The 26,696-nt window shown below is 70.9% G+C and carries 20 protein-coding genes; 9 read left to right on the top strand and 11 right to left on the bottom strand.

Annotation, left to right across the window (positions count from 1 at the left end; all coding sequences use genetic code 11):
* Positions 1 to 21 precede the first annotated feature (21 nt).
* The gene (gene uvrB / locus B0I32_RS27845) at positions 22 to 2,133 is read right to left on the bottom strand and encodes an excinuclease ABC subunit UvrB (protein WP_106244932.1); all 2,112 of its coding nucleotides are present in this window, start codon (positions 2,131 to 2,133) and stop codon (positions 22 to 24) included.
* A gap of 36 nt (positions 2,134 to 2,169) precedes the next feature.
* A complete protein-coding gene (locus tag B0I32_RS27840; protein WP_106244753.1) occupies positions 2,170 to 2,403 on the bottom strand; it encodes a helix-turn-helix transcriptional regulator in 234 nt (77 codons plus the stop codon).
* A 168-nt stretch (positions 2,404 to 2,571) separates the two neighbouring features.
* Between B0I32_RS27840 and B0I32_RS27835 the strand changes: the two genes are divergently transcribed.
* Genes B0I32_RS27835 through B0I32_RS27825 form a run of 3 tightly spaced genes read left to right on the top strand, consistent with a single transcriptional unit; the run spans position 2,572 to position 6,221 of the window.
* The gene (locus B0I32_RS27835; RefSeq protein ID WP_106244751.1) at positions 2,572 to 4,197 is read left to right on the top strand and encodes an SPFH domain-containing protein; all 1,626 of its coding nucleotides are present in this window, start codon (positions 2,572 to 2,574) and stop codon (positions 4,195 to 4,197) included.
* Positions 4,197 to 5,438: an SPFH domain-containing protein gene (locus B0I32_RS27830; protein WP_106244750.1), complete on the top strand. Its 1,242-nt coding sequence runs from the start codon at positions 4,197 to 4,199 to the stop codon at positions 5,436 to 5,438. The genes B0I32_RS27835 and B0I32_RS27830 overlap by 1 nt, the downstream gene beginning before the upstream one ends.
* Positions 5,439 to 5,447: 9 nt before the next feature.
* Complete coding sequence (locus tag B0I32_RS27825; RefSeq protein ID WP_106244748.1) at positions 5,448 to 6,221, top strand: sporulation protein; 774 nt, start codon at positions 5,448 to 5,450, stop codon at positions 6,219 to 6,221.
* Between the two features lies 1 nt (position 6,222).
* Here B0I32_RS27825 and B0I32_RS27820 read toward each other — a convergent pair whose 3' ends face one another.
* Entirely contained in the window at positions 6,223 to 7,029 is an 807-nt protein-coding gene (locus tag B0I32_RS27820) for a class I SAM-dependent methyltransferase (protein ID WP_106244746.1), read from the bottom strand.
* A 170-nt stretch (positions 7,030 to 7,199) separates the two neighbouring features.
* Here B0I32_RS27820 and B0I32_RS27815 point away from each other — a divergent pair, with 170 nt between their 5' ends.
* The 4 genes from B0I32_RS27815 to B0I32_RS27800 all read left to right on the top strand — a co-directional run bounded on the left by B0I32_RS27815 (position 7,200) and on the right by B0I32_RS27800 (position 10,000).
* On the top strand, positions 7,200 to 8,228 hold the full coding sequence (locus B0I32_RS27815) for a hypothetical protein (protein WP_245956068.1): 1,029 nt from the start codon (positions 7,200 to 7,202) through the stop codon (positions 8,226 to 8,228).
* The gene (locus B0I32_RS27810) at positions 8,225 to 8,842 is read left to right on the top strand and encodes a hypothetical protein (protein ID WP_106244745.1); all 618 of its coding nucleotides are present in this window, start codon (positions 8,225 to 8,227) and stop codon (positions 8,840 to 8,842) included. The genes B0I32_RS27815 and B0I32_RS27810 overlap by 4 nt, the downstream gene beginning before the upstream one ends.
* Positions 8,843 to 8,854: 12 nt before the next feature.
* Positions 8,855 to 9,652, top strand: a complete 798-nt coding sequence (locus B0I32_RS27805) for an inositol monophosphatase family protein (protein WP_106244744.1) — start codon at positions 8,855 to 8,857, stop codon at positions 9,650 to 9,652.
* 105 nt (positions 9,653 to 9,757) lie between these two features.
* Positions 9,758 to 10,000, top strand: a complete 243-nt coding sequence (locus tag B0I32_RS27800) for a hypothetical protein (RefSeq protein ID WP_146178341.1) — start codon at positions 9,758 to 9,760, stop codon at positions 9,998 to 10,000.
* Between the two features lie 21 nt (positions 10,001 to 10,021).
* Here B0I32_RS27800 and B0I32_RS27795 read toward each other — a convergent pair whose 3' ends face one another.
* Complete coding sequence (locus B0I32_RS27795) at positions 10,022 to 11,194, bottom strand: ArsB/NhaD family transporter (protein WP_245956067.1); 1,173 nt, start codon at positions 11,192 to 11,194, stop codon at positions 10,022 to 10,024.
* A 105-nt stretch (positions 11,195 to 11,299) separates the two neighbouring features.
* Between B0I32_RS27795 and B0I32_RS27790 the strand changes: the two genes are divergently transcribed.
* Positions 11,300 to 16,897, top strand: a complete 5,598-nt coding sequence (locus tag B0I32_RS27790) for a WD40 domain-containing protein (RefSeq protein ID WP_106244741.1) — start codon at positions 11,300 to 11,302, stop codon at positions 16,895 to 16,897.
* A gap of 4 nt (positions 16,898 to 16,901) precedes the next feature.
* Here the strand turns inward: B0I32_RS27790 and B0I32_RS27785 are convergent, their stop codons facing one another.
* The 4 genes from B0I32_RS27785 to B0I32_RS27770 form a co-directional block, all read right to left on the bottom strand.
* A complete protein-coding gene (locus B0I32_RS27785) occupies positions 16,902 to 18,299 on the bottom strand; it encodes a glycoside hydrolase family 43 protein (RefSeq protein WP_106244739.1) in 1,398 nt (465 codons plus the stop codon).
* A gap of 108 nt (positions 18,300 to 18,407) precedes the next feature.
* The gene (gene coaE / locus B0I32_RS27780) at positions 18,408 to 19,010 is read right to left on the bottom strand and encodes a dephospho-CoA kinase (protein WP_106244927.1); all 603 of its coding nucleotides are present in this window, start codon (positions 19,008 to 19,010) and stop codon (positions 18,408 to 18,410) included.
* 172 nt (positions 19,011 to 19,182) lie between these two features.
* Entirely contained in the window at positions 19,183 to 19,701 is a 519-nt protein-coding gene (locus tag B0I32_RS27775) for a GNAT family N-acetyltransferase (RefSeq protein WP_106244737.1), read from the bottom strand.
* A gap of 52 nt (positions 19,702 to 19,753) precedes the next feature.
* Positions 19,754 to 21,442, bottom strand: coding sequence for an alpha/beta fold hydrolase (locus B0I32_RS27770; RefSeq protein WP_181307852.1), 1,689 nt, complete (start codon positions 21,440 to 21,442; stop codon positions 19,754 to 19,756).
* A gap of 598 nt (positions 21,443 to 22,040) precedes the next feature.
* On the opposite strand from B0I32_RS27770, the gene B0I32_RS57910 reads away from it, so the two are divergent.
* Positions 22,041 to 22,217: a hypothetical protein gene (locus tag B0I32_RS57910; RefSeq protein ID WP_181307850.1), complete on the top strand. Its 177-nt coding sequence runs from the start codon at positions 22,041 to 22,043 to the stop codon at positions 22,215 to 22,217.
* Between the two features lie 120 nt (positions 22,218 to 22,337).
* On the opposite strand, the gene B0I32_RS27760 is transcribed toward B0I32_RS57910, so the two are convergent.
* The 3 genes from B0I32_RS27760 to B0I32_RS27750 all read right to left on the bottom strand — a co-directional run bounded on the left by B0I32_RS27760 (position 22,338) and on the right by B0I32_RS27750 (position 26,678).
* The gene (locus tag B0I32_RS27760; RefSeq protein ID WP_106244734.1) at positions 22,338 to 23,474 is read right to left on the bottom strand and encodes an epoxide hydrolase family protein; all 1,137 of its coding nucleotides are present in this window, start codon (positions 23,472 to 23,474) and stop codon (positions 22,338 to 22,340) included.
* A gap of 441 nt (positions 23,475 to 23,915) precedes the next feature.
* Positions 23,916 to 25,400 (bottom strand): 30S ribosomal protein S1, encoded by a 1,485-nt coding sequence (gene rpsA, locus B0I32_RS27755; RefSeq protein ID WP_106244732.1) that lies wholly within the window; start codon positions 25,398 to 25,400, stop codon positions 23,916 to 23,918.
* A 192-nt stretch (positions 25,401 to 25,592) separates the two neighbouring features.
* On the bottom strand, positions 25,593 to 26,678 hold the full coding sequence (locus B0I32_RS27750) for a polysaccharide deacetylase family protein (RefSeq protein ID WP_181307848.1): 1,086 nt from the start codon (positions 26,676 to 26,678) through the stop codon (positions 25,593 to 25,595).
* Between the last annotated feature and the right edge of the window lie 18 nt (positions 26,679 to 26,696).

The raw sequence follows: 26,696 nt of genomic DNA, 5'->3' as shown, positions 1-26,696 counted from the left end.
CCAGGTCAGGCGGGTTATGGTCTATTTGACCCCCGCCTCGCGCATGTCGCGCAGCTCCCGCTTGAGCTCCTTGATCTCGTCGCGCAGCCGCGCGGCCACCTCGAACTGGAGGTCGGCGGCCGACTGGTGCATCTGCTCGGTCAGCGACTCGATGAGCGACTCCATCTGCGCCCGCGGCATCTCACCGGCGATGGCCTTGGCGTGCTGGCCGGCCTGGCGGGCCGCGAAGCCGGGCACGGGGGCCTTGCCGCGCGACTGCTGCCGGCCGCTGCCGCCGAGCAGCTTGTCGGTGTCGGCGTCCTCGCGCTGGAGCGAGTCGAGGATGTCGGCGATCTTCTTGCGCAGCGGCTGCGGGTCGATGCCGTTGGCCTCGTTGTAGGCGATCTGCTTGGCCCGGCGCCGGTTGGTCTCGTCGATCGCCCGCTCCATCGACGGGGTGACCTTGTCGGCGTACATGTGGACCTGGCCCGAGACGTTTCGGGCGGCACGGCCGATGGTCTGGATCAGCGACGTCTCGGAGCGCAGGAAGCCCTCCTTGTCGGCGTCGAGGATGGCCACCAGCGACACCTCGGGCAGGTCGAGGCCCTCACGCAGCAGGTTGATGCCGACGAGCACGTCGAACTCGCCCGAGCGCAGCTCGCGCAGCAGCTCGATGCGGCGCAGCGTGTCGACCTCGCTGTGCAGGTAGCGGACCCGGATGCCCAGCTCCAGCAGGTAGTCGGTGAGGTCTTCTGACATCTTCTTGGTCAGCGTGGTGACCAGGACGCGCTCGTCGCGCTCGGCCCGCTCGCGGATCTCGTGCACCAGGTCGTCGATCTGGCCCTTGGTCGGCTTGACCACGATCTCGGGGTCGACCAGGCCGGTCGGGCGGATGACCTGCTCGACCACCTCGCCCTTGGCCCGCCCCAGCTCGTAGGGGCCGGGCGTGGCCGACAGGTAGACGGTCTGGCCGATGCGCTCCAGGAACTCCTCCCACTTCAGCGGCCGGTTGTCCAGCGCCGACGGCAGCCGGAACCCGTGGTCGACCAGGGTGCGCTTGCGGGAGGCGTCGCCTTCGTACATGGCGCCGATCTGCGGGACGGTCTGGTGGGACTCGTCGAGGACGAGCAGGAAGTCCTCGGGGAAGTAGTCGAGCAGCGTGTTGGGCGCGCTGCCGGCCTCGCGGCCGTCCATGTGACGCGAGTAGTTCTCGATGCCGGAGCAGGTGCCGATCTGGCGCATCATCTCGATGTCGTACGTCGTGCGCATCCGCAGCCGCTGCGCCTCCAGCAGCTTGCCCTGCCGCTCCAGCTCCGACAGCCGCTCGGCCAGCTCGGCCTCGATGCCGGCCACGGCGGCGGCCATGCGCTGCTCGCCCGCGACGTAGTGGGAGGCCGGGAAGATGTAGAGCTCCTCGTCCTCGGTGATGACCTCGCCGGTCAGCGGGTGCATGGTGGCGAGCTTCTCGATCTCGTCGCCGAACATCTCGATGCGCACGGCCAGCTCTTCGTACTTCGGGATGATCTCGATGGTGTCGCCGCGCACCCGGAAGGTGCCCCTGGTGAAGGCCAGGTCGTTGCGGGTGTACTGCATGTCGACCAGGCGGCGCAGCAGCTGGTCGCGGTCGACGTCCATGCCGACGCGCAGCCGGGCCATGCGGTCGACGTATTCCTGCGGCGTGCCCAGGCCGTAGATGCACGACACCGAGGCGACGACGATGGTGTCGCGGCGGGTGAGCAGCGAGTTGGTGGCCGAGTGGCGCAGCCGCTCGACCTCGTCGTTGATCGAGGAGTCCTTCTCGATGTAGGTGTCGCTCTGCGGGACGTAGGCCTCGGGCTGGTAGTAGTCGTAGTAGGAGACGAAGTATTCGACCGCGTTGTTGGGCAGCATCTCGCGCAGCTCGTTGGCGAACTGCGCGGCGAGGGTCTTGTTGGGCTGCATGACCAGGGTGGGCCGCTGCAGCCGCTCGATCAGCCAGGCCACGGTGGCGGTCTTGCCGGTGCCGGTGGCGCCCAGCAGGACGTTGTCCTTCTCCCCGGCCTTGACGCGGCGCTCCAGCTCGGCGATGGCCGTCGGCTGGTCGCCCGATGGAGTCATCTCGGTGACGACCTCGAAGGGCGCCACCTTCCGCTGCAAATCAGTGACCGGTCGCATGGTGCCCACTGTAGGTGGCGCCACCGACAGAAAGCGTCAGGCCGGACGCTCGCCGATGCGGGGGAAGGGCGTGGTGGAGAAGACGACCTCCACCGGAACCTCGAAATAGGCGGCGATGCGCAGCGCCAGGTGAAGACTGGGGCTGTATTCGCCGCGTTCGAGGTAGCCGATGGTCTGGTAGTGCACTCCCAGGGCGTCGGACAGCTGCCTGCGGGTCACGTTGCGCTCCGCGCGCAGCAGCGCGATCCGGTTGTGGACGCTCTCGCTCATCACGGCCTGACTTCCCAGCCCCTCTCATCGCACCCCCCGATAACCGGGATCTGACATCCATAGCATACCTGCGACGAATAGCAATACACCTGTGACACCGCATTGCAAGCGAACAGTAAGTCATACCCGATACGGTCGAATTCGCCTGTAGCGGAAGAGGAAGGTTTCATGTCACGACCCAGAGAGGCACTGATCCAGGCAGGACAGGGCATAGCCCGAACGGTGGCCCAAGGGGGTGACGTACGCCAGGCGGTGGGCCAAGCCGTGGGACAGGTCACCGGCCAGGCCAGCCAGATGCAGGGCCAGGCCCAGGGCTTCGCGCTGAACCCGCACGACTTCGCCGCGGCCCGCGACGGCGGTGTGTCCGTCGGCACCCTCATCGAGGCGCGCACCGCGTCGCTCAACGAGGCCGGCGAGATCGTCAACCGCAGCTTCGCCGAGAACGGCATGCACGTCATCTCCCCCGTGGTGATCCCCAAGGGCAGCACCGCCAAGGTGATCGTGCCGCTGGGCATCCTCGTGCTGCTCGGCCTCATCGGCGCGCTCGGCAACATCGTCCCGCAGGCGGACGTGGTGTTCGGCCCGCACTACTGGGTGGTGCTGGTGCTGTCGGCTGCGTTCCTGTGGTGGCGGCGCAGCGTGGTGATGGTCCCCGAGGGCTGCAAGGCGCTGATCACGCAGTTCGGCAAGCTGGTGCACATCGCGGACCCGGGCCGGGTGACGCTGTTCAACCCGTGGAAGCGGGTCAGCTACATCGTCAACACCACCCGCGAGTACCCGTTCAACGCGCCGATCAGCGAGGCCCCCACGCAGCAGGGCGTCAAGGCCAGCGTGGACCTGTTCCTGCAGTTCAGGATCGAGAACCCGGCGGAGTTCATCTTCGTGCTCGGCTCGGTCAGCGGCTTCCAGTCCAAGCTGCAGAACGCCATCAGCGAGGTCACCCGCTCCCTGATCTACGCCCAGCGCGCCGAGGAGATCTACGACCTGGTCGGCGAGAGCACGCTCGGCATGCTGGAGAGCCTCAACCAGCAGTTCCTGCCCGCCGTACGCCTCACCGACGTCAACATCACGCACGCCGAGCCGTCCAGCCAGGAGTACCGGATGGACCTGGCGGCGCCCGAGATGGTGCGCGTCGCCAAGGAGGCCTACACCTACGAGTACGAGCTCCAGCTGCGCAAGGAGCAGAACGAGGGCGACCTGATCAAGGAGCTGGCCGGGCTGCAGGAGACGCTGAGCGCCATCCAGGCCGAGATCGCCGGCTACCAGGCCCGCATGGACACCGCGCTCGAACGCGCCACCCACCAGGCCACCGCGCAGGCCAGGCAGCGCCTGGTCGAGGCCGAGTCCACGGCCAACGCCAACGCCGCACTGCTGGAGGCCCAGGCGCTCGACATCAGGGCGCTGTCGGCCGCCGAGGCGCCCGAGATCCTCGACTACCGCTTCCAGCAGGACCTGCTGACCAAGCTGGAGTCGGTCTCCACCAGGCTGCCGCAGGTCGTCCAGGTGGGCGACCAGACCGACATCGACTTCCTGGCCCTGGCCCAGCAGCTCGTGGGCGGCAAGGGCGCGGCGCTGTTCTCCGCCGAGGACATGGCCGCCATCCGGTCCAGGCTCGACGAGATCGGCCTGCGCGTACGAGGCCGCGAGGGCGAGATCGCGTCGCTGCTGGCCAAGACGGCCGCCGACGTGGAGCAGCCGCCGCAGGTGCCGGAGCCCGACTCCGACCTCGAATCCACCGTCGAACGGCTGCTGCCCGGCGGCAAGCACCACGGACAGGCTGGGAGTGGGATCTGATGAACCGCGACTTCTCCAAGATCAAGGAATCGGTCGCCTCCTGGGGCGACATCCGCCAGCTCCTGCGCGGCGGCGAGCAGGGCCAGCTCGTGCCGGTCGTCATCCCCAAGGACCGGCGCGGCTTCGCCTGGATGACGCTGATCTTCCTGGCGCTCTACTTCGCCGGCATGGCGGCGCTGACCGACTTCACCGTCTCCGCAGCGCTCGCCGCGCTGTTCTTCCTGCTCATCGCCCTGATCACGATGTGGCGCAAGGCCATCATCGAGATCGAGGAGGGCACCACGGGCGTGCGCAGCCGCTGGGGCGCCATCACCGGCACGCTGCCGCCCGGCCGGCACTACCTCTGGCTGCCGTGGGACCGGGTGGACGCGGTCGTCGACACCTCCACCGAGATCCCGTACTCGGCGCCGATCGTGGCCTGCCCGACCGCCGAGAACGTGCCGCTGAAGTCGATCGAGTTCTTCCTGAAGTTCCGGATCGTCGACCCGGTCGCGTTCGTCCGCACGATCGGCGCGGGCAACTTCGACCTGGTGCTGTCCAGCGCGGTGCAGGACGCGATCAGGCAGCGCAGCCGCAGGGTCAACACCGAGCGCGCGTACGACCTGCGCGGCTCCGACGTCGGCGACATGCAGGACGCGCTCAACCGCCAGCTGGGCCGCTACGGCGTGCGCGTCACCGGCTCCAACATCCCCGACGTGCAGCTGCCCGACCAGTACCAGCAGCACCTGGCCACCCGCGAGAAGGTGGCCAAGGAGCTGTCGGCCTACGAGCGCGAGTGGGAGCTGACCCGCAAGCGCCGCATCGACACCCTGCTGATGGAGATCGAGCGCTCCAAGAAGACCCGTGACGCCCGCGTCGTCGAGGTCAAGGCCGCCCACAACACGGCCCGCAAGGACGTGGCCCGCATGCTGGAGGAGCAGGAGACCGAGGCGCAGCGGGTGACGTGGGAGATCGAGGCGCGCGGCCGCGCCGAGCTCACCTCCGCCGAGAACGAGGCCAAGGCGCTGCGCCGGCTGGCCGAGTCGTATCGGGACAACCGGGCCGTGCTGCAGTACGAGCTGGCCCGCAAGCGTCTCGACGTGGGCGCGAAACTGGCGGAGAATGCCCCCCAGCCGCTGGTCGTACGCACCCAGCAGGGTCAGGCCGACTCCGCGCTGTCCACCCTCCTGCTCGCCCAGTTGCTCCCCCGCATCTCGGGTACGGGAGCGGGTCAAGTGAACGGCCGTACACCTTCCGCATAGGAGAACTCCATGGTGTTCCGCAAGCTGATGGCCGCGTTCGGCGCGGGCGTCGAGGTTGACACGGTGTTGACCGACACGGGCGTGCGCCCTGGCGACCTGCTGCGCGGCGTCGTCCACTTCCGTGGCGGCAACTCCGAGTACAAGGTCGAGGGCATCCACATCGACCTCACCGCCGTGGTCGAGGTCGAGCAGGGCGACAACGAGTACAAGACGTCCTACAGCTTCCTGCGCCAGCAGGTCGCGGGGACGTTCCAGCTCGCCGCGGGCGCGCAGCACCAGCATCCGTTCGAGGTCCCGATCCCGTGGGAGACCCCCATCAGCGCGATCGCGGGGCATCCGTTGCGCGGTATGCGGCTGGGCGTCCAGACGGAGCTGGCGCTGGCGGGGGCGCTCGACAAGGGCGACCTCGACCCGCTGTTCGTCAGTCCGCTGCCGGCGCAGGACCACGTGCTCGGCGCCCTCGACCGGCTGGGCTTCCAGTTCAAGAAGGCCGACCTCGAACGGGGCACCCTGTACGGCTCGACGATGCCGTTCTTCCAGGAGATCGAGTACTACGCGGGCGGTCAGTGGCGGCGGCACTTCAACGAGCTGGAGCTGACGTTCATCGCCGGGCCGCGGCAGGTTGACGTCATCCTGGAGGCCGACAAGCGGGGCGGCTTCCTCAGCTCCAGCCACGACGCCTACAACCGGTTCACCGTGCGGTACGACGACCCGCCGAACTCGGCGGACGCGGCCCTGCAGCGCGGCCTGGAGCAGATGGCCCGCCACCGCGGCTGGTTCTAGGTCACAGGTCTCCTACTGGGGTCACGGCGGGGGTCACGGCCAGCAGGTGGCCGCTGACCCCCAGGAGCGACGGTTCGCACTCAAGCCGCCGGGCGGCGTCGAGCAGCAGCTCGCGCCGCCCGTCGTCGTCCAGCCAGTCGTCCACGTCCCCGTAGAGCCAGAACGCGCCCTCCAGGCCGTGGACACGCGGCCGGGGCAGCCCCGCGTCGGTGAACTCGGCGACGATCTCCTCGGGACGATGGCCGTAACCACGGAAGCCGCCCTCCCGCGCCGAGACGATCTCCCCGGTCTCCAGGGTGCGGTACTCGACCTCCACCCGCCCGTCCAGCGGCAGCGTGCCCAGGCGGACGCTGTCGTGCAGGGCCGCGTACCGGCTGATGAAGGCCGAGACGACCAGCCCGCCCGCGCGGACGGCGCGGCGGGCCTCGCGCAGCGCGCGGACGCGGTCGGCGCGCTCGGGCAGGTGGTAGAGCGGGCCGAGCAGCAGCGCCACGTCGGCCGCGCCGTCGGGGACGGGCAGGTCACGGGCGTCCCCCAGGCGGGCGCGTACGCCGGGCAGCGCCGCGGCCTCCTCGACGTGCAGCGGCACGGGATCGATCACCTCGACGTCGTAGCCCTCGGCGGCCAGCCACTCGGCGTGCGCGCCGGTGCCGCCGCCCACGTCGAGCACCTTCGCCGGCGCCGGCGGCAGCGTGCGCAGCAGCACGTCACGGGTACGCCAGAACTCCAGCCGGCCCCGCCCCTGCCGCAACCTGGTCAGCTCGCCGCCCTGCTCGTAGTAGCGCAGAAGGTGCGGATCCATGATCATGCCGTCGGATCCTACAATCGCCGGTTTCGCGCAGGCGAGGCAATATTCCGGGCCACCTTCCGACAGGGGATCACTCCTTTGCGTGTGCTGGCAGTCGCATGGCGCGGTCGTTACCATGACGTCGGGAACTGACTGATCGTCGGACGGCGGGGCGAGCGATGGCACGGTTCATGGCGGCGTTGAGACAGGCCGCCTCATGGGCGGCGCACAACGCGGACGGCGCCATCGCGCTCGGGCTGGCGATCGTGGTCGGCGTGCTGGGCATCATGCCGGACGAGATCTTCGGCCCCGAGGGCGAGGACATCCAGCGCCAGCTCGTGACCGCCGCGACCCTGGTGATCCTGGCGCTGGTGGCCACCGCGCTGCTGCGCGACCGGGTCAGGCAGGCGCCCGTGGAGAAGACGATCACCTCGGGCGCGCTGGCCGAGCTCCCGCTGCGCCTGGCCAGGCTGGAGGAGCTGGAGAATCTGGCACACAGCACGCGCCGGGCCCTCGACGCGCTCGAACTCGTCAGGGTGCTGGGAAGCAGTCAGGAGATCGCCCAGTCCCACGCCGAGGCCCGTAAGGACACGACCAGGTGGAGCTTCAAGGGCGGCACCGGCACCTATCTGCGCGCGGTGACGCTGCCGGCGTGCGTGGCGGCCGCGCGCAGGGACAAACGCCACCTCACGGTCAGGGTCGAGGTCATCGACCCGACCAACGCGGAGGTGTGCGAGACGTACGCGCACTATCGCCGTTCGCTGCAGGACCATCCCGACGCCACCGGCGAGACGTGGACCACCGACCGGGCCAGGAAGGAGTCGTACGCGACCATCCTGGCCGCCTTCTGGCACCGCCAGCGCTACGGCCTGCTCGACATCGGGGTCGGCCTGTCGGCCACGATGACGACGTTCCGCTGGGACCTGTCCACGACCCGCCTGATCATGACGGTCGAGGACCCCAACATGGCGATGACCGCGCTGGCCGACACGTTCTACTACGAGAACTGCGACACCGAGCTGCGGCTCAGCTTCGAACAGGCGCGGCGGGTGCCGCTGGAGATGTACAAGAAGGTCCCGCTCGGCGACGAGCCCACCATCGAGGAGGTGCAGGAGCTGTTCGAGCGGATCGGGGTGCCCCTGCCCAAGTCGTACGACGGCCGTGACGTCGTCGACATCGCCCGCAAGGCGTTGCGCGCCGTCGATCCCTACGGGTCATGAGCTACTCCGGCGTACGTGACGTGCTGGCCGCGGGCGAGGCCAGGCGGTGGGCCCTGGACGTGCTGGCCCGGCCCGATCTGGGCGCGGTCCGGCATCCGCTGGGATTCGTCTGCCTGCCGCTGGAGCGTGACGGCGGTGAGGGGGTATGCCTCCATCTGTGGTCCGATTCGCTCGCGCACGCCGAGAGCACCACGTCGCAGATCCACTGCCACAGCTGGGACCTGGTCAGCCATGTGCTCTACGGCCAGATGCGCAACGTGCACGCGGTGGTCGCCGACGCCGGCGCGGACGCCACGCACCGGGTCTACGAGGTGGTCAGCGGCGCCGACGGCGACCGCATCTCGCCCACCCCCCGCACCGTGCGCCACGAGACGGGCCTGGTGGAGGTCTTCGGGCCCGGCGACACCTACACGCTGGCCGCCGGCCTCTTCCACAGCAGCGTCGTGCCCGAGGGCGGCGAGGCGGCCACGATCGCGCTCGGCAGTGGCCGCCCCGGCAGCCGCGACCTGTCCCTGGGCCCGCTGCACGGCGGCGCCCACCACGTGTCCAGGCAGCCGCTGGACCCCGGCGAGACGGCCACGGCCGTGCGCCTGATCACCGCGCACCTGACCTGAGAGGGCACCTCGATGGACCTGGACCACGCTCGCAAGATCGCTGTCGAGGCCGCGGAGGCGGCCGGCGCGCTGCTGCTGAAGGGCACGCGGGGGGCACTGGGCGTGCGGGCCAAGGGCGACGCGGGTGACGTGGTCACCGATCTCGACCTGGCCTCGGAGCGGCTGCTGCTGGACCGGATCCTGACGGCGTACCCGTCGCACACGGTGATCGCCGAGGAGTCGGGGCTGGTCGGCGCGGCGGGCGGCGAGTGGACGTGGCTGGTCGACCCGCTCGACGGCACCAACAACGTGGCGATCGGGCTGCCCGCCTACGTCGTGGGCCTGGCGCTGTGCCGCGACGGGCTGCCGCAGGTCGGCGTGGTGCACGACCCGGTGTCGGCGTGCACGTGGTCGGCCGTGCGGGGGCGGGGCGCGACGGCCTCGTCGGGCGCGCGCCTGACCGCCGTCCACCGGCCGCACTCGCGCGGGCCGCTGCTGGCCTGGATCCAGGGGTACGACGTCGCCAGGGACGATCCGACCCTGCGCCGGCTGAAGACGGCGCTCGACCTCGACGCGCGCCGGGTGCTGCAACTGTGGGCGCCGCTGCTGGCGTGGGCGATGCTGGCCCGCGGCGACATCGACGGCGTCGTGGGCTACCGGGCCGGGGTGATCGACCTGCCCGCGGGGGCGCTGCTGGCGATGGAGGCGGGCGCCGAGATCCGGGCGCTGGACGGCGGCCCGTACGAGGAGCGCGTGGACGCCGCGGAGACGCGCAGCTTCGTGGCGGCCCACCCCCGCTCCATGCCTGCACTTCTCTCCCTTCTGGGGTGAGGAAAAGTGCACGGATATTGTGTGTCTTTTGTCGATGAGTTTCGCCGCCGTTCGACGTCTTATTAGAGAGTGCCGCGGAAACGGCACCGCGGAGAGGAGCCCGACATGATGACCACCACCGAACTGGCGCAGGTGCTCTTCGCCACCCCCCTGCAGCCGTCCGACGACCTGTCCGCCTACCGGATCCGCGCGGCCGTGGACGAGCGGCTGTGCGCGTGCGGCGGCGACCCGGCGTGGTGCGCGGCGTACGTGGCGCAGGAGGCCGGCGACCACCCCGAGACGTACGTGCGCCGGATGCGCTGGGCCCTGGACGCGGTCACCGCCGCCTACGAGCCGGCCGCCGCCTGAGCCCCTGAGCCCTGAGCGCGTTCAGCCGAACGTGACCAGCGTCCACACCGTCACGAGCAGGCCGACGACGGCCAGCCCGGCGCCGGTGAGCAGGAAGCGCCGCATCGGGACCTTGACCCCGTGGCGGCGGCACGACTCGAACCACAGCAGCGTGGCCAGCGAGGCCCACGGGGTGACGACCGGGCCGACGTTGGTGCCGACCAGCAGCGCCAGCAGCAGGTCCCGGTCGGCGGCCGGGATGACGAGCTGGACGGCCTGGTAGGCGGGCAGGTTGTTGATCAGGTTGGACAGGCCCGCGCCGACCGCGGCGGCGCGATAGGGGTCGCCGTCGCCGCCGATCATCCAGGTCATGAGGGCGGACAGGCCGTGGTTGCTGAGCGTGGGCACGACCAGGAACAGGCCGGTCACGAAGATGAGCAGCTGCCAGGGCACCAGGCTCCAGGTCAGGCGTTCGCGGGCGCGCAGCAGGAAGGCCGCCAGGACGATGGCCGCCGCGGCGGTGGCGGCGACGGCGACGTGCGCCTTGAACAGCAGCAGGGCGATGAACAGCAGGCAGCCGGCCGAGGCGGCGGCGAACAGCGCGCGGTCGGCCACGGGCTCCAGGATCGGCGGGGTGTAGCGCAGGTCGCGGCGCTCGCCGCGGCGCCAGTAGAACGCCCACAGGAACGCCATCGTGACCGCGATGGCGGCGATCTGGGGGGCCCACATGCGGGCGGCGAACTCCTGGGCGTCGAGGCCGATCTTCCTGATGCCGAGCAGGTTCGTCAGGTTGGACACCGGCAGCAGCAGGCTCGCCGTGTTGGCCAGCCAGATCGTGGTCATGGCCAGGGGGAGGGCGGCGATGCGGGCGCGGGGGGCGAGGGCGAGCATGACCGGGGTGAGCAGCACCGCCGTCGTGTCCAAGTTCAGAAATATCGTGACAAAAGACGCGAAAGCGGTACAAAGAAAGAAGAGGGCGGCGTAATTGCCGCCGCCGAGCACCGCCATCCTCGCCGCGATGGCGTCGAAGACCTGGGCCTCCTTGGTCAGCTCGGCCAGCAGGATGATCGCGACCAGGAAGATCAGCAGCGGGCCGATCTCGGTGAGGCTCCCGACCGCCTCGGCCCAGGGCAGCAGCCCGGTCGCCACGAAGACCAGGCCGAGAAGCAGCAGCCCGACCCTGATCAGGTCGAGCACGCCGAGACGCCGCAACACCCGACGATGATCGCACAAGGCGGGAAGCCGCGACACCCGAGGACGACCGCACACCGCCGGGAAAATGCCGATCCCGTGCCCGCATCCCCGGGGGATACTGAGCAGATGGCACGTGACGGCAGGCCGACCGAGATCTTCGTCAGCTACTCCCCCGCCGACACGGCATGGGCGACCTGGATCGCCTGGGAGCTGGAGGCGGCCGGCTACAAGACCATGATCCAGGCGTGGGACTTCGTGCCCGGCACCAACTTCATCGACTTCATGGACCGCGGGGTCAGCGAGGCGCAGCTGGTCGTGGCCGTGCTCTCGCGCAACTATCTCGGCTCCCGCTACGGGCGCATGGAGTGGCAGGCCGCGCTGCGCGCCGACCCCGACAACCCGTCCAACAAGCTCGTCACGATCAGGCTGGAGGACGTCCAGGTCGAGGGCCTGCTGTCCACGATCACGTGGGTCGACCTGCTCGGGGTCACCGACCCGGGGCAGGCCAGGGCGCAGTTGCTGAGCCGGGTCAGGGAGGCGATGTCCGGCCGGGCCAAGCCGGAGGCCGCGCCGGCCTTCCCCGACGGCTCCCAGGTGCCGCCGTCCCCGCCGTCGCTGCCGCCGCCCGCCGAGCGGGCCAGGACGCGGCGCTCGCCGGTGACGGCGCCGAAGTTCCCGCCGGCGGCGGGCGACGACCGCGGGCGCGAGTCGATCAGCGTGCTGCACATCGGCGGCCCCAGGTTCGGCCGGGCGCTGCCCGACCCCGGCGACCCGTTCACGCCGGAGGACATGCAGGCGCACATCTGGGCCGATCTGACCGCCATGTACGACCGCGGCATGCCCCGCCCCGATCTCATGGTCGTCAGCGGCGACCTGACCGAGTCGGGCAGTCTCGGGCAGTTCGGGCAGGCCACGCGGTTCATCACCGACCTGCGGCTGCTGATCGGGCTGGAGCCGCACCGGCTGGTGCTGCTGCCCGGCCCGCGCGACGTGACCAAGGCCGCCGCGAGCGCGTACTTCATGACCTGCGAGGCCGACGACGTCAGCCCGCAGCCCCCCTACTGGCCCAAGTGGCGGCACTTCGCGAAGCTGTTCGGCGAGGTCTACCAGGGGCTGGACGACCGCGTGTTCGACGCCGCGCAGCCGTGGACGCTGTTCGAGATCCCCGATCTGAAGGTGGTCGTGGCGGGGCTCAACTCGACGATGGCGATGAGTCATCTGGAACGCGACGCGTACGCGCTGCTCGGGGAGGCGCAGGCGGCGTGGTTCGCCGAGCGGCTGCGGCAGTTCGAGGAGGACGCCTGGCTGCGCCTCGGCGGGCTCGGCCATCCGCCGGGCGAGCTGCGCGACGCCCAGACGTTCGAGCGGCTGCTGGGCCACCGGCTCAACCTGCTCCTCCACGGCGGTTCAGGAAGCGGCACAGCCACCGGGTCCGCCGTGGAGGGGCGCATCGCCGCGCCGCGCTCGGGGCGGCACCAGGTCGTCGAGATCGGCCCCGACGGGCTGCGCGTCTGGCTGCCGGAAGGCCGGCCGGACGGGCGCCCCGAGTTGATCCGCTCACGCTGGCGGGCCGCGCGGACCACGTTCACCGGCCAGAGCCCGCCCGCCGCCGCGCCCGCGCCCCAGGCGGCCGAACGCGAGCCGAGCCCGGTGGAGCTGCTGCTCGACCGCATCACCGAGGTGTGCGAGGCCCGGCACGAACGCGCCAGGATCCGCAGGTTCGGCACCCATCTGGTGGTCACCCATCCTGAGGACGGGTTCGTCCGCCAGACGATGATCGGCGCGTACGCGGGCGACGCGGCCGAGGAGGCCGCGAACGAGTTCGCCCGGCGGGCCCACGCCGCCGGCCTGCCCGCCGAGCTCGTCTACCAGGGGCCGCCCGCCTCCCGCGCGCTGCGCGACGAGCTGATGCGCAAGGGCGTACGGCTGCGCAGCTTCACCGAGTTCCAGGGGCTGCTCGATCTGAGCGGCTACGTCGGCGAGCAGACCGCCCGCCTGACCAACGACCGCCGCTACCCGCCCCACCTGTACGTGCCGCAGCGCTACCGCGAGCTCGACCGCCCCGGCAGCCAGGTCAAGCACGGCCTGACCGACGAGCTGATGCGGCTGCTGGCCGCCGACCACGGCCGGTTCCTGCTGCTGCTGGGCGACTTCGGCCACGGCAAGACGTTCGCGCTGCGCGAGCTGGCCCGCCGCATCCCCGCCGAGCTGCCGCACCTGACGCCGATCCTGATCGAGCTGCGCGCCCTCGACAAGGCCCACTCGGTGGACGCGCTGGTCGCGGCCCATCTGGCGAGCCACGGCGAGGAGGTGATCGATCTCAAGGCGTTCCGCTACCTGCTCCGGCAGGGCCGGATCGTGCTGCTGTTCGACGGGTTCGACGAGCTGGTGACCCGGCTGACCTACGACCGCGCGGCCGACCACCTGTCCACTCTGCTGGCGGCGGCCGACGACAAGGCCAAGATCGTGGTGGCCAGCCGCACCCAGCACTTCAAGTCGCACAGCCAGGTGCTGACCTCGCTCGGCGAGATGGTCGGCGTGCTGCCGCAGCGGCGGGTGCTCGGCGTCGAGGACTTCACCCACGACCAGATCCGCTCCTACCTGGCCAACAGGTTCGCCGACGGCGACGAGGCCGGCGCCCGCATGTCGCTGATGGCCGAGATCGAGGACCTGCTCGCGCTGGCGCAGAACCCGCGCATGCTCAGCTTCATCGCCGACCTCGACGCCGACCGGCTGCGCACGGTCGCCGAGGCCCGCCACACGATCAGCCCGGCCCTGCTGTACGAGGAGATCCTCACCTCGTGGCTGGCCTTCGAGGAGCGGCGCGCCCGGGTCCCCGGCTCGGCCGTGGCCTTGACCGTCGGGGAGCTGTGGCGGGTGGTGACGGCGCTGGCGGTGCGGCTGTGGGAGAGCGGCGAGTCACTGCTGGGCGTGGACGAGCTGACCGAGATCGGTGAGACGCTGACCGACCTGGCCGACGGGCAGCTCTCGGCCGCCCACGCCGCGTTCCGGATGGGCTCGGGCAGCCTGCTGGTCCGCACCGAGGAGGGGATGTTCGGGTTCATCCACGCGTCGGTGATGGAGTGGCTGATCGCCCGCCACATCGCCACGACCCTGGACAACCCGGTCCTGCTGTCGCTGCGGCCGCTGTCGGCGCTGACCGTCGAGTTCCTGTGCGACCTGGCCGACGTCCGAGCGCTGCGCGCCTGGGTGGCCGACCCCCAGCCCGACGACCAGGCCAAGGCCAACGCGGTCAAGATCGCCGCCAGGTTGCGCACGCCCGCCCGTACGGACCTGCGCGGCGCCAACCTGAAGGGCGAGGACCTGTCGGCCAGGGACCTGCGCGAGGTCGACCTCACCGGCGCCGACCTGTCGGAGACGACGCTGGCGGGCACCAACCTGTCCAGGGCGACCCTGCGCGAGGCCAGGCTGGTGGGCGCGCGGCTCGACGGCGCCCAGCTCACCGGGGCCGACCTGCGCGGCGCCGACCTGTCGGGGGCCAGGCTGGCCCGGGTCGACCTGAGTGACGCCGCGGTCGAGGGCGCCCGCTGGCACCGGGCCGCGCTGATCGACGTGACCGGCACGCTGCCGCACCTGCCGGGCGCGGCCGTGGTGCCGGGGCAGCCGGTCGAGGTGCAGTTCGCGCCCGCCGGCATCGGCGTCCCGTACGGCTACCACTTCCAGACCAGCCGCCTGCCCGAGCCGATCGCCTACAGCCCCGACGGCTCCACGCTCGCGATCGGCAACGAGGACGGCGGCGTGCTGCTGTGCGCGGGCGGCGCGCCCGTGCGCACACTGCAAGGACACCAGGGCCGGGTGTACGCGGTCACGTTCGGCGGCGGCATGCTGGCCACCGGCGCCAGCGACGGCAACGTGCTGCTGTGGGACGCGATGACCGGCGAGCCCCTGCGGGGCCTGCGCGGCCACCCCGACGGCGTCTGGCCGGTCCGCTTCGACGCCTCGGGCGAGCTGGTCGCCGCGGGCGGCGGCGACGGCGTCGTCCGCGTCTGGGAGAGCGCCACCGGCCGGCTCGTGCACGAACTGGCCGGACACCAGGCCCCCGTCTTCACCGCCTCCTTCGGCCGCTCGTCGCTGGTCATCGGCGACTCGGCGGGCGTGGTCCGCGTCTGGGACCTGCGCTCGGGCAAGGTGCGGGTGACGCTCGGCGAGCATCGGGGCAGCGTCTACCGCGCCGTGCACAGCCCCGACGGCTCGTTGCTGGCCACCGGCGACGAGGCGGGCACCGTCCGGCTCTGGGACACCGCCAGCTGGCGGCTGCTGCACGAGCTGCACGGGCACCTGGGCAGCGTCTACTGCGTGACCTTCGCCCCCGACGGCTCGCTGCTGGCGACCGGCGACACGGCGGGCAGCGTCCGCCTGTGGGACCCGTCGGGCGAGTCGCGAGGGGTGCACCTCACCCACGCGGCGGCCGTCTACCAGGTCGCCTTCAGCCCCGACGGGCAACTCCTGGCGACCGGCGACTCCGACGGCTCCGTACGCCTGCAGCGGCTCGGCGGCGGCCAGCAGATCGAGCTCACCGGGCACCGCAGCTCGGTGTGGCCGTTCGCGTTCAGCCCCGACGGCCGCCAGCTGGCCACCAGCAGCAACGACGGCACCGTGCGCCTGTGGGACCCCGGCAGCGGCCAGTGCCAGCGGGTGCTGCGCGGCCACGGCCGGCGGATCTCCTCGGTCAGGTTCAGCGCCGACGGCACCATGCTGGCCACCAGCGGCAACGACGGCATCGTCCGCCTGTGGGAGCCGCGCACCGCGCGGCGGCTGCGCGAGTTCACCGGCACCGCCGACCGGCTGGTCTCGGCCTCGTTCTCGCCGGCCGGGCCGACGCTGGCCACCGCCAGCAACGACGGCGGCGTGCACTTCTGGAACGCCGCCACCGGCGACTACGAGCGCGAGCTGCACGCCGAGACCGAGCACGTGTGGGCCGAGGCGTTCAGCCCCGACGGCAACCTGCTGGCCACGGCCAACGACGACGACAGCGTCCGCATCTGGTACCGCCCGACCGGGCGGCTGGCGGGCCACCTCACCGACCACCGGGGGCGGGTGCGCTCGATCGCGTTCAGCCCTGACGGCAACTACGTGGCCACCGGCTGCGACGACAAGCTCGTCCGTCTGTGGCACGTCGCCTCCGGCGGCCGGGTGGCGACCCTGGAGGGGCACACCGACCGGGTCTACTCCGTGGCCTTCTCCCCCGACGGCCGCCACCTCGCCAGCGCGGGCAACGACGGCAGGGCCCTGCTGTGGGAGCTGCGCCCCGGCCAGCCGTGGCAGCCCCGCCTGGTGCACACGCTCACCCACGCCGGCGGCAGGTTGTGGAGCGTGGCGTTCGACGCCTCCGGCCGCAGCCTGGCCACCGGCGGCGACGACCTGCTCGTCCGGGTCTGGGACACCGCCACCGGCCGCCCGCGGCACACCCTGGCCGGGCACGCCCGCCGGGTCCTCTCGGTCGCCTACAGCCCCGCGGCCGACCTGCTGGCCAGTGCCGGCGACGACGGCGTGGTCATCCTGTGGGAGGGCGGCGAGCGGCGGGCGACCCTGCTCGGCCTGGCCGAGGGGTGGGCCGCCCTGGCGCCCGACGGCCGGTACAAGGTGCAGGGCGACTTCGCCGGGCAGTTCTGGCACGTCGTCGGGATGTCGCGGTTCGAGCTGGGCGAGCTCGACCCGTACCTGCCCGGGGTGCGGCAGGTGCCGCTCGACTCTCCTTTCTGAGCGCTCAGAAGACCTCGATGCGGTCCATGCTGATCACCGTGCTGCCCGAGGCGGGGTTGCGCTCGCCGGTCACCCGGACCCGCAGCGTGTGCGCGCCGGGCGCCAGCACCGGGCTCAGATAGTTGAGCTGCTCTCCCACCCGGATGCCGCTGTAGTAGTCGACGCGCTGCTCGGGGCCGCCGTCGATGGAGATGGCCGCGATGCCGTTGCCCCGGTCTCGCACGCTCAGCAGCGCCACGCGGGTGCCGGTGAAGCTCACCGTCGCGGTCGCGCCGGCCTGGCCGCTCCAGTGGTCGTCGCTCCAGAAGCACTGGTTGCCGCAGCCCGAGCCGGACTGCCACGAGCCGGCGTAGACGACCTGCGGATCGAAGTCGTTGATCACCGACGTGGCCGCGCCCGGGTCGCCGGATGGCAGCTGCTGCGTGGCGCCCGCGGCGAGCGGCCGGCCGAAGCCCGGAGTGCCGTCGGCGTTCCAGCCGAACCGCTGCACCCGGGTGGTGCGGAAGTCGTAGGTGTACGTGCTCGTGTTCTTGCCGTGGTAGGCGATCCAGTCCTCGGTGCCGTCGGGCGAGCGGAAGAACGAGTGGTGGCCCGGCCCCCACACGCCCGTCGCGTCGTTGCGCGAGAACACCGGCCCGGCGTGCTGCCGCCAGTTCGCCGCCACCATCGGGTCGGCGCCGTCGGCGATGCTCTTCATCCAGAGCTGGTAGTCGGGCTTGCCGGTGTCGCAGGTGGAGTAGGTCAGGAACGTCCTGCCGTTGCGGTAGAGCGGCGTGGGGCCCTCGCGCACCTCCGTGCAGCCGCCGTCGGCCGGGATCGCCACCCGGCCGCCGGTGACCGTCCACGGGTTGCTCATCCTGGCGATGTAGAGCTGCGCGGGCCCGCCCATGCCGCGTCCCGGCCCCGTCCAGACGAAGTACGACTGGCCGTTGTGGGTGATGGGCTCGCCGTCGATGGCGTACTCGCCGAAGTCGGCGATCTTGGCCTTGAACGCGTACGGGCCCATGGGGTCGTCGCCGGCGGACTCCAGCACGTACATGCGGTGGTTGGCGTCCACGCCGTCGGAGGCGGTGTAGTAGATGTACCAGCGCGATCCGACATGACGGAAGGCCGGGGCCCACATCTGGGTGTTGCGGCTGCCGTCGCTGTCGCGCCAGACGACCTGCTCGGGGGCGGCCAGCAGCGTGGCCAGACTGGGCGAGCGCCAGATGCCGATCCGGTCGCCGCGCGTGGTGGCCACGTAGTAGTAGCCGGCGTGGTACATCAGGCTCGGGTCCGCCGACGGGTTGACCGGATTACGGAACGACCGCGTCGCGGCGGCGGCCGGAACCCCGGGGACGATCATGCCCAGGGCGACGGTCAAGGCCAGTAAGGCGGCACGCCAGGGGGTTGGGCGCGGCATCGGCGGTCCTTCCACGAACCTTGTCGGACGATCTTTCCGATGGTCATGGAAGAAAGTCATCCCGTCAACCGACGTACGACCCCGCCCAGCAACCCCCTCGGGTGCTGGTCAACCGCGGGCGGCGCGGCGGAGCAGCTCGGGCCAGACCTCCTCCACCCGCTCGTCCAGCTCCTCCAGCCGGCCGTCGTTGGGGATCACGATGTCGGCCGCGGCCAGCCGGTCCTCCCGGCTCGCCTGGGCGGCGATGCGGGCCTTGGCGTCGGCCTCCGGCATGCCGCGATGCTCGGCCAGCCGCCGGATGCGCAGATCGTCCGGCGCGTCGACGACGATGATCACGTCGTACATCGGGGCCAGGTTGTTCTCCACCAGGAGCGGCACGTCGTACACCATGATCGTGTCGTCGGCGGCCTCCTGCTGCAGCTCCGCCACCCGTTCCCCGACCAGCGGGTGAACGATCGCGTTGAGCGCCGCCAGCCGCTCGGAGTCGGCGAACACCACGGAGCCGAGCCGCTCCCGGTCGAGCGAACCGTCCGCGCGGAGCACCTCCTCACCGAACGTGGCCACCACCCTGGCCAGGCCCGGCGTGCCGGGCTCGACCACCTCACGAGCGATCTTGTCGGCGTCGATCACCATCGCACCCTTGGCCGACAGCCGCTTGGACACCTCGCTCTTGCCGGATCCGATGCCACCGGTAAGCCCGATTTTCAGCACCATCGCAGCCTATCGACCCTCGGGGCGCCCGGGTCCATCACGAGGGCCAGATCCCGACGACCTGAGCCGCCTTCACCGCGGCGGAAGGACTCGATCACGAACGTGACCTAGGCCGTCGTCACCGCAGCGAAAGGATCCGAACACGGAAACGACCTGGACCGGTGGACCTCCATCACCGCGATGGGAGAGCTCCATCCGGTGTCCGGCGCAGGTGGATCATCGTCAGGTGGTCGTCCATCCGCTCGCGGCTCGTCTCCCGATAGCCCAGACGACGGTAGAGCCGCAGATTCCCCTCCGACAGGTGACCGGTGAACAGGTCGAACGCCGTCGCCTCCGGCACCTGCTCGTGCAACGCGCGCAGCAGCGCCGTACCCACTCCCTGGCCCTGCCGGTCGGGAGCGACGACGAGGCGGCCGGCCAGACAGGTCGCGCCGGACATCTGCCCACGCACCGCACCGACGATCCGGGCTCCATCGAGCGCCTTGAGCACGACCGCGCTCTCAATGACCTTGCGCACCTGCTCCAGCGACTCGATCAGCGGCGGGATGTAGGGGTCGCCGTAGAGCTGCGCCTCGCTGACGTACGCCGCCCGCTGCAGGGTGAGGATCTCGCCCGCATCCGCCGCCACCGCCCGTTCGATCACCACGTCCAGCACCCTATCCCAGGGAGATACACCCGACCCCGAGCTCATCTCAGAGGAAGGCCGGACCGCAAGCTGATCTCGGGCCGACCATGAGCCCACCTCAGTGGAAGCGCCCGGCCGTGAGCTCTCCGGGGCACAGGGTGCGGGGCCTGGGCAGCACACCGTTGACGAGGTAGTCGTGGACACGGGCACGCAGACAGGCCGCACGCAACTTGCCGGCTCCCTGCAACAGATACGCGTCCTGCCCATCACCGTGCCACAACACCCTCGCCCCAGGAATCCGCCTGGCAGCCCTCGCCGCAGCGGCAGGCGGGTTACCCGCATCCAGCCTGCCGATGCCAACCAGCACCGACGACCTCCCACCCGCCGCCACCGACACCATGGAGTCCTCACCACCGGCCATCGTCCCCGGCAGCACTGATCCTTCACCTCCAGCCATCTCCAGCGGCAAGACGAAACCCCCGCCACCAGGCGCCATCCACACCACGGAGCCCTCGACCCCAGCCGCTGCCACCGGCGGCACTGCTCCCTCTCCACCAGCCATAGCCACCCGCGGCACAAAACCATCGCCACCGCGTGGCACCCCCACCACGGAGCCCCCGCCCTCAGCCGCCACCGGCGATACGGGGCTCTCGGCACCCGCCATCGCCCCCGGCACCACGGGGCTCTCGCTCCCAGGTATCACCGGCACTACGTCGCCCTCGCTCCCAGCCCTCGCCAGCAGCGGCACAGACCCCTCGCCACCGCGCGCCACCTGCCCCACGGAACCACCGCCCCCAGCCGCCGTCACCGGCACCACGGAACCGTCGTCACCGGTGTCATCCCCTGGGCCGCCGGCACTCTCTCCGACCGGTGTCGCCGCGTGGGGTGGCCGGGGTGGGAGGGGTCGTAGGCCGAGGCAGCGGGCGATTTCGTGGCGGCCGGTCAGCCATCCGACGCGCGGAGCCACCGCACGCAGGCGTGACTCCATCGCCAGGAAGCGCCGGTAGCCGGGCACGACCGGCATGAAGTCGTGGCACCACGTCGAGCGGGCCACTGTCCCGGGTTCCGCCGGGCGTGTCACGGACGCCATCGCGGCCAGGGCGCTCAGGTCGCCCGCTTCGGCCGCCGACAGTGCCCGTGCCAGCTCGGGCCAGCGCTCCGGGGTGAGTCCGGCGAGTACGGCGGCCACCACCTGGTAGCCGCTCACCACACCAGCCCCGTGCCCCGGGCCCGCCTTGCCCAGCCGGCCCGACGGGTTGGCGGCCGACGGCGCTCGTTCGAGGAGGTCGTCGAGCACCGCCACGGCGTCGTCGTCAGCGAGGGGGCAGCCCGGCTGGTTGGCGCACCAGTCGCTGAAGGCCGACAGCCGGCGTTCGGCCGCGCGGGCGTGGGCGATCAGCCGCCGTCCCAGGCCGGTACCGGGATGGTCGGGCAGCCCCTCCAGGTACATCCGCCCCACCCGGCGCGGGAACAGCTCCGCGTACGCCCGCCCGTACACCGCCCCGTACGCGTTGCCGAAGTACCGCAGCCGGTGCTGGCCGAGCGCGGCGCGCAGGGCGTCGAGGTCGTGCGCCACCTGCCAGGACGTGAGGCCGGCGTACGCGGGACCGGCGGCGAGGCGGCAACTGCGGTCGTAGGCGGCGTTGTCACGGGCGTAGGCGCGCCAGGCGGCCGGGCCGGGGGCGAGCTGGATCCGGCGCGGGTCGGGCGGCGGCACGGAGCAACGCACCATGGCGGCACTCCCCCGGTCGCCGATCCCGCGCCCCTCGACGAACACGACATCAAACCACCGCGCCAGCTCACTCACCGCATCGGGCCTGGCACGCACACTCTGAAGGGTGGACCCCTCACCGACGTTCACCACCAACGGGCCCAGACTCCGGGCGGGGTCACGCGCGGGCATCCTGGCCACATCGACCTCCGTACGGGGGCCGCGTGGAGCCGCCCAGTCCACAGGCACGGCCAGCTTCGCGCACTCCAGCCCGTCGCCACACCCCCGCCACACCACCCCGCTCCCGTCGTTCACCAATCCCCCCGAAGGAGGCGGCGAGGGCGAAACCCACGGCCGCGCTCCCCTGGACCCGGCCGCGACAGGCCCGGCCACCTCAGACCCGTTCACCCCAGGCCCGCTCACCCCGGGCCCGCTCACCCCGGGCCCCGTCACCACGGGTGTGCCGACGGGCCCGGCAGCACCCGTCTGCGCCCCGAAGAACCTCACGTCCCGCGCCTCCGCCCGGGACGACTCGTGCTCGCGCCCCTCCACGCCGAAGGCCCCCTGATCACGAACCCTCACCTCGGAGGACGCGTAATCCCGAACCTCCGTTTCAGAGAACCTCCGATCGCCGACTTGTGCCTCGGAAGACCCCTGATTGCGGGCTCCCACCCCGACGGTCGGTGGTGGAGCCGTGGCGGTGGCGGCTGTGGCAGTTGTGAAGGTGGCGGACGTGGAAGTGGCGGCTGTGGCAGCTGTAGAGGTGGAGGTCGTGGCGGTGGCTGGGGTCAGGGTCGGGGTTGTTGCCAGGGCTGTTGCCAGTGCCGTCAAGAAGAGCGGCCGGAGGGGTGTAACGCAGATCGTTCGTTGAACCATGCCCACCGCGCAGCCCCCGAGAAAGTCGTGACCAACAGCAGGACGACAGTCTCCCAGCAGCCAAGCGCGCAGGTCAGAGCCTTGCAAAGAGCGGTGGGTAAAATCTTGCCGCTCCTCAGCGGACTGTCCGGAAAAATGCGCGTATGCCGTCCACCAGCGGCTCGGGGGCCGCCATGGCGACCATGTGGCTGGGGCTCTGGGCTGTTCCCCAGTAGACGATGTCGTTCCCGTGCTCGGCGATCCGCCGCATCGCCGCGGGCCCGCCGTGTGTCACCCCGGTGGGTACGGCGCGCTGGTCGCGGGGCAGGCCGGCGGCCCCTTCGTAGTACGTCCAGGAGGAGGAGCCGCCGGTCTCCGTCAGCCAGTACAGGGTGGCGTTGGTCAGGACGAGGTCCCGGTCGATCGGCTCGGCCCCCGGCCCCCACCCGTCGAACTCCTTGTACCTCTCCACCAGGTACGCCAGCTGCGCCACCGGCGAGTCGGCGAACCCGTACGCGAGCGTCTGCGGCCTGGCGGCCAGGTACGGCCCGTACCCGCTGCCCTGGCCCATCCACTGCGTCAGCTCCTTCAGCTCGGCGAGCTCCTCGTCGGAGAGCCCGTCCAGCTCCCCCGGATCGCCTGTGGGGATGCCGAGGCCGGCCGTGATGAGGGAGCCCACCACGTGCTCGGGAGCCAGGGCGGCCAGCCGCGGGGTGACCAGCGCGCCCGCGTCGTTGCCGTGCGCGCCGTAGCGCTCGTACCCGAGCCGGCTCATCAGCTCGGCCCACGTGCGGGCCACGCGATCGACGCTCCACGGCCGCTCGTCGGCGGGGACGGGGAACGGCGAGAAGCCGAAGCCGGGCAGCGACGGGGCCACGACGTGGAAGGCGATGCCGGGGTCGAGCCCGTGCCCGCGCGGGTCGGTGAGCGGCCCGATGACGTCGAGGAACTCGGCGACGGAGTTGGGCCAGCTGTGCGTGATGATCAGCGGCAGCGCGTCCGGCTCGGGTGAGCGGACGTGCATGAAGTGGAGGGGCTGGCCGTCGATGGTGGTGGTGAACTGGGCGAACGCGTTCAGCCTGGCCTCCTGGGCGCGCCAGTCGAACCCGTCGGCCCAGTAGCCGGCCAGGTCCCGCAGGTACGCCACGGGCACGCCTCGGCTCCAGCCGCCGGGCAGTTGCGCCGCCCAACGGGTACGCCGCAGCCGTTCGCGCAGGTCGTCGAGGTGTGCTTGCGGGATATCGATGCGGAAGGGCTTGATGATCTCGTCCATGCCGACGACGGTAGAAGGACATGCGGAAAGCCTGCTTCCGCGTTACCCCGCCACACGCGATGATTTCGCCACGAATCGCCGACCAGGTCTACGAATCGCCGACAACGTCCACGAACCGCGGGCAAGGTCCGAAAATCATCGGCAAGGTCCGGAATCGTCGGCGAGGTCCGAGAGATCCTGCCCGGGCGGAGAGCTCGCGGGAACACACGGCTCGCACGAAACGCCGCGAGCCGCTCGCATCCAAATGCCCCACGCCGCTCGCACGAGACGCCGCATGCCGCACGGATGAAACATCGCACCCCGCTCGTACAGACATCCGTGCGGACCCGCCCGGGCAGACCGAGCCCGGCCCGAGCAGCCGGGCACGCGAAAGGCCCCGCACGACGTTCCGTGCGGGGCCTTTCGTTCTAGCGGTGCCTCAGGCGGCCGAAGTCAGGGACTTCAGCTCTGGCCACCCGCGAGCTTCTCGCGCAGCGCCGCGAGCGCCTCGTCAGAGGCGAGCGCGCCACTGGCCGGAGCCGACGAGGAGGAGCCGCCCTGCGGGGCCTGCGTCTCGCCGCTGTAGGACGAGGGAGCGGCCTCGCCGGCCTCCGCCTCGGCCTTGCGGGCCTCCTCGATCTGCTTCTTGTGGGCCTCGAAGCGGGTCTGGGCCTCGGCGTACTGCCGCTCCCAGTCCTCGCGCTGCTTGTCGAAGCCCTCGAGCCACTCCCCGGTCTCCGGGTCGAAGCCCTCGGGGTAGATGTAGTTGCCCTGGTCGTCGTACGTGGCCGCCATGCCGTAGAGGGTCGGGTCGAACTCGACCTCGGTGCCGACGCCCTCGTTGGCCTGCTTCAGCGAGAGGCTGATGCGGCGACGGTCGAGGTCGATGTCGATGATCTTCACGAAGATCTCGTCGCCGACCTGGACGACCTGCTCCGGAATCTCCACGTGGCGCTCGGCCAGCTCGGAGATGTGGACCAGGCCCTCGATGCCCTCCTCGACCCGGACGAACGCGCCGAACGGCACCAGCTTGGTGACGCGGCCCGGCACGACCTGGCCGATCTGGTGGGTGCGGGCGAACTGCTGCCACGGGTCTTCCTGGGTGGCCTTGAGCGACAGGGAGACGCGCTCGCGCTCCATGTCGACGTCGAGGACCTCGACCGTGACCTCCTGGCCCACCTCGACGACCTCGGACGGGTGGTCGATGTGCTTCCAGGACAGCTCGGACACGTGGACCAGGCCGTCGACGCCGCCGAGGTCCACGAACGCACCGAAGTTGACGATCGAGGAGACGACGCCCTTGCGGACCTGCCCCTTCTGGAGGGTGTTGAGGAAGGTCTGGCGGACCTCGGACTGCGTCTGCTCCAGCCAGGCGCGGCGCGACAGAACCACGTTGTTGCGGTTCTTGTCGAGCTCGATGATCTTGGCTTCGAGCTCACGGCCGACGTAGGGCTGCAGATCGCGGACCCGGCGCATCTCGACGAGGGACGCGGGCAGGAAGCCCCGCAGGCCGATGTCGAGGATGAGGCCGCCCTTGACGACCTCGATGACGGTGCCGGTGACGATGCCGTCCTCGTCCTTGATCTTCTCGATCGTGCCCCAGGCCCGCTCGTACTGAGCGCGCTTCTTGGACAGGATCAGCCGGCCCTCCTTGTCCTCCTTCTGGAGGACCAGGGCTTCGACGTGCTCTCCGACTTCCACGACGTCAGCAGGATCGACATCGTGCTTGATCGAAAGCTCGCGCGAGGGGATGACACCCTCGGTCTTGTAGCCGATATCGAGAAGAACCTCGTCTCGATCGACCTTGACGACGGTGCCCTCGACGATGTCGCCGTCGTTGAAGTACTTGATGGTCTCGTCGATCGCCGCGAGGAAGGCTTCCTCGGACCCGATGTCGTTGACCGCTACCTGCGGGGTGCTCGAGGTGGCCTCAGTGCTGGACGTCATGTGTGGAATTGCTCCGAACGCGGACAGGATGTCGATGTGGCGGATGCGCGGCAGGCCCTCTTCCGCATCAAGCCGAGGAATTACGACATCGACGTGACCGAGCGCGAGCCCGCTCCGTCTGAGGCGCGCGCGAGCCCACAGCGCAGCGATCAGCATATGAGACCTTCGCCACTGGGTCAATCCGGGGAGGATTCAGTAGGCGATGACCTGGAGCCCTCGCTTGGCGACGATATTACCCCGCCGTTTCTCCGGGATGGAGATCCGCTCCGGGTCGCCGTCGCTGACGTAGCGCTCACCAGGGTGCCTGTCCAGCCAGTCGAGCCAGTACTGCGAGCACCACTTGCGGCACTCGCCCTTCTTGCCGTTGCTCTGGATGCGCTGGATCGCACCACGATCGAACTTTTTCGCGTAGGGCGAAAGCGACGGCTCGGCTCCCGCGAGGAACACGCCCGCGAAATCATACCTCGTGCCGTCCCATGATCCGCTTCTGGCGGATTTCTTGCTCCGCGGCATGGATCCGTACGGCAGGGCCATGGTCTCCGACGGCGGCGCGCCGAGCTTCTTGAGCAGCCGTTCGACCCTGACGATCTGCTCGCGGACCTTCTTGCGTTTGAGCACGCGCAGGTTGGGGTGGGTCCAGGTGTGGTTGGCCACCTCGTAGCCGTGCTCGGTCAGCCACCGTACGGCGGCCGCCTGCGTGTCGTGCTCGCGCAGGCCGAACGGCTCCTTGTTGACCCAGAACGTGGCCACCGGCCGGAAGCCGGGATGGCGGGAGGCGACGTCCTGGATCACGCCGACGGCCGTGTCGGGCCGGGGATTGCCGCTCGCGTCCAGCCCGAAGTGGCTGGGGTGGCCGTCGTCGAAGGTCAGCACGACCGGGAACTTGCCCGCCGGCACGTGGATCTCCCCGCGGGCGAACTCCCTGGCGGTGATCGGCACGTAACCCCGCTTGGCCAGCTTCTCCAGCTCCTTCCTGAGCTGGGCGGGCGTCCGGTCGAGCGAGGCGAGCCGCTTGGCCAGGATGCGGTGGTACATCAGCACCGGCACCAGCCCCGCCTCGTTGGCGCGCACCTGCCGGGCGAACTCCGGCGTGGAGACCACGCCGGGCGGCAATCCGACGGGGGCCGGCGTGGCGGGCGGGCGGGCGGCCTCGTCGGCGCCCTTCACCGTGGCCGTCTCCTGAGGCTTGGCGTGTGGTCTCGGCTCGCCGGGTAAGAGGCTCAGCCCGACGATGGCGACCGAGATCACCACCACGTTCGCCAGCCCGATGATGCGCATGAGGGAAGCTGGTAGCCG

The sequence above is a fragment of the Nonomuraea fuscirosea genome (genome assembly GCF_003001935.1).
Lineage (GTDB): Bacteria > Actinomycetota > Actinomycetes > Streptosporangiales > Streptosporangiaceae > Nonomuraea > Nonomuraea fuscirosea.
The sequence above is the reverse complement of the archived record's forward strand: the minus strand, read 5'-3'. Positions and strand labels throughout refer to the sequence as shown.